This window comes from Endozoicomonas atrinae (assembly GCF_001647025.1).
GTDB classification, from domain to species: domain Bacteria; phylum Pseudomonadota; class Gammaproteobacteria; order Pseudomonadales; family Endozoicomonadaceae; genus Endozoicomonas; species Endozoicomonas atrinae.
Genome location: NZ_LUKQ02000463.1, coordinates 1 through 2,297, shown reverse-complemented (window position 1 = coordinate 2,297; position 2,297 = coordinate 1). Strand labels below are relative to the sequence as shown.

The 2,297-nt window shown below is 50.8% G+C and carries 4 protein-coding genes; all 4 read left to right on the top strand.

Annotated elements, in window-relative coordinates; translation table 11 throughout:
• Positions 1 to 200, top strand: a 200-nt coding sequence (locus tag AK963_RS36140; RefSeq protein ID WP_238593877.1) for a hypothetical protein, incomplete at its 5' end; no start/stop codon positions are given.
• Entirely contained in the window at positions 175 to 1,365 is a 1,191-nt protein-coding gene (locus tag AK963_RS27925) for a phosphoadenosine phosphosulfate reductase domain-containing protein (protein ID WP_066018581.1), read from the top strand. The genes AK963_RS36140 and AK963_RS27925, both read left to right, overlap by 26 nt.
• Positions 1,319 to 1,840, top strand: a complete 522-nt coding sequence (locus tag AK963_RS27920) for a ParB N-terminal domain-containing protein (protein WP_066018580.1) — start codon at positions 1,319 to 1,321, stop codon at positions 1,838 to 1,840. The genes AK963_RS27925 and AK963_RS27920 overlap by 47 nt, the downstream gene beginning before the upstream one ends.
• 2 nt (positions 1,841 to 1,842) lie before the next feature.
• Positions 1,843 to 2,297 (top strand): hypothetical protein (locus AK963_RS27915; protein WP_139117729.1); only part of this gene is annotated, 455 nt, incomplete at its 3' end.

The window sequence follows — 2,297 nt, the reverse complement described above, 5'->3', positions numbered from 1 at the left end:
GTGATAGCGATAGCGGGGATCGTGAGCCTCGGAGAACGGATGAGGGGTATTCAGCCTTTGAACTCGTCATGCTCCATGAGAACAAGCTCCGACTCATTGAAGTGATCAATGAGATTAAAAACGACCTCTCAATCACAGCGACAGAAGACGCTCTCATGGTGCTGGTGGATCGGTATGTATCACAAGAAGAAATACATTGATCAAAACGTCTATGACAAGACGCTAGAACGGCTCGAATACCTCTATCGGCTCTATGACGAAGTGATTGTCAGTTTCAGTGGTGGTAAGGATTCGACCGCTATGCTTCTCTGTGCCATTGATGTCGCTACCCGGCTCGGAAAGCTGCCCGTCAAGGCTGTCTTCTACGATGAGGAAGCCATTCACCCGCCAACCATAGAATACGTCGAGCGGATCAGAAACAGGCCTGATGTTGAACTCGAGTGGTACTGCCTCCCGATCAAACACCGCAATGCCTGCTCGAATGAGCAACCGTTCTGGCATTGCTGGCACCCGGAGGAAAAACACCTCTGGGTCAGGGATATGCCAGAGTGGGCGATCAGTGAGCATCCCCGGTTTAAATTCGGGATGAGTATGCAGGACTTCGGGCTTGCTCATTTCAGAAACACCAACAAGGTTGTTATCCAAGGTATCCGTACCGAGGAAAGTATCAGGCGTTACCGCTGTGTCGCCCGGAAGAAGCAGGACAACTACCTCTCGACACCAGAGAAGGGAGTCGCCTTCGCTTATCCGATTTATGACTGGTCATCGGCTGATGTATGGCGGTTAGTTAAGGTGAAAAACGAAGACTATAACCGGACGTACGACGTTGTTAATCGAACCGATCTCCATGCCAACCTCTTAGGCCAGAGAGTCTGTCCACCGTTCGGAGAGGAACCACTGAGGGGCTTATGGCTCTACGCTGAATGCTTCCCGGAAATGTGGGAAAAGATGATCCATCGAGTACCAGGTGCGGCAACCGCTGCCCGTTATGGCAACACGGAACTCTACTCGACAGGCTTTAAGCCTGACCAGACTTCATGGCGAGAGCATATCCAAAACGTACTCGATCAGTTTGATGATGAGTACAAGCGGATGGTTGCCAAGGAAATAAACGGGATGATCCGGTATCACAAGAATTACACCGACGATCCTATCCCGGAAGAAGAACCTCACCCGCTATCCGGTTGCTCTTGGAAGTTCCTCGGCAAGATGGCAGCGAGGGGAGACTTCAAAGGCAGGGTCAGTCAGGGAATGGCCTCTCAAGGTGAGAGGACAAGAAACAAGATCGGAATAACGCTCGAAGAGGCGAAAAGGATTTATGGCAAGAAGCAAAAAACCAAAGCATCAAAGCCAGCCGATAAGTGAAGTCGTCTGGCGGGATCGGAACGAACTCAAGCCGAACAATTACAATCCCAACCGTGTAGCCTCCACTGAATTAAAACTGCTCAAGATCAGCATTATCGAAGATGGCTGGACACAGCCTATCGTCGTAAACCCAGATCTCGAAATTGTTGATGGCTTTCACCGTTGGACGGTCTCAGGTGATGCGGACATTTCAACGCTCACTGATGGTCTGGTTCCGACGGTTATGACTACGCCCAAGGATGAGTCGAGCCAGAAGATGGCCACCATTCGCCATAACCGGGCGAGAGGGACACATGGCGTTCTCAATATGGCCGGTATTGTCCAGTCACTCGTAGAACAAGGCTTATCACAGCAGGAGATTATGGCTCGCCTGCAAATGGAGAGTGAGGAAGTCATTCGGCTTGCATCCCGGGTCGGAATACCCAAGAGCCAGCTGATTCAGGATGATAATTTCTCGCAGGCTTGGGAGGTCTGAATATGGCAATCGTTAACGAAGAATATGGCGCATATTACTTTGATGGCAAACAGCCAGAGACTAACCATAGCCGTAAGCATGATCTCTATACCTACACAGCCTATGCAGGGAAACATACGGTCACTGTAGCGAAAGGCGATTCTGTCATTTACCTCGGGCAGGATGCTTCTGTCGCTATGTGGTATGCGGGTCCAGTGGTGGTCGATTCGGAATACATGGCTGTCGTGATCCGGGGCTATCACTGCGGCAACAAGTCAATGGACTTGAAGCAGGCCGTAAACCTCCCCTATGTGAATGGCTGCGCTACCCGTCAGTTATTCCCACCGGAGAGAATCGGTGATCCGACATTCCAGCAACTCACCATTCCACCGTTTACTTCTGAGCAAGTGCATCATATTCATCCGACAACCCGGGTTGTTTATGTTCACTCTGGCCGTGGGTATTCCATCGTCGGGCA

What these genes read in the sequence shown, in the direction of transcription:
- AK963_RS27920 (WP_066018580.1), top strand. Translation starts at nt 1,319, where the DNA reads ATGGCAAGAAGCAAAAAACCAAAGCATCAAAGCCAGCCGATAAGTGAA.
- AK963_RS27925 (WP_066018581.1), top strand. Translation starts at nt 175, where the DNA reads ATGTATCACAAGAAGAAATACATTGATCAAAACGTCTATGACAAGACG.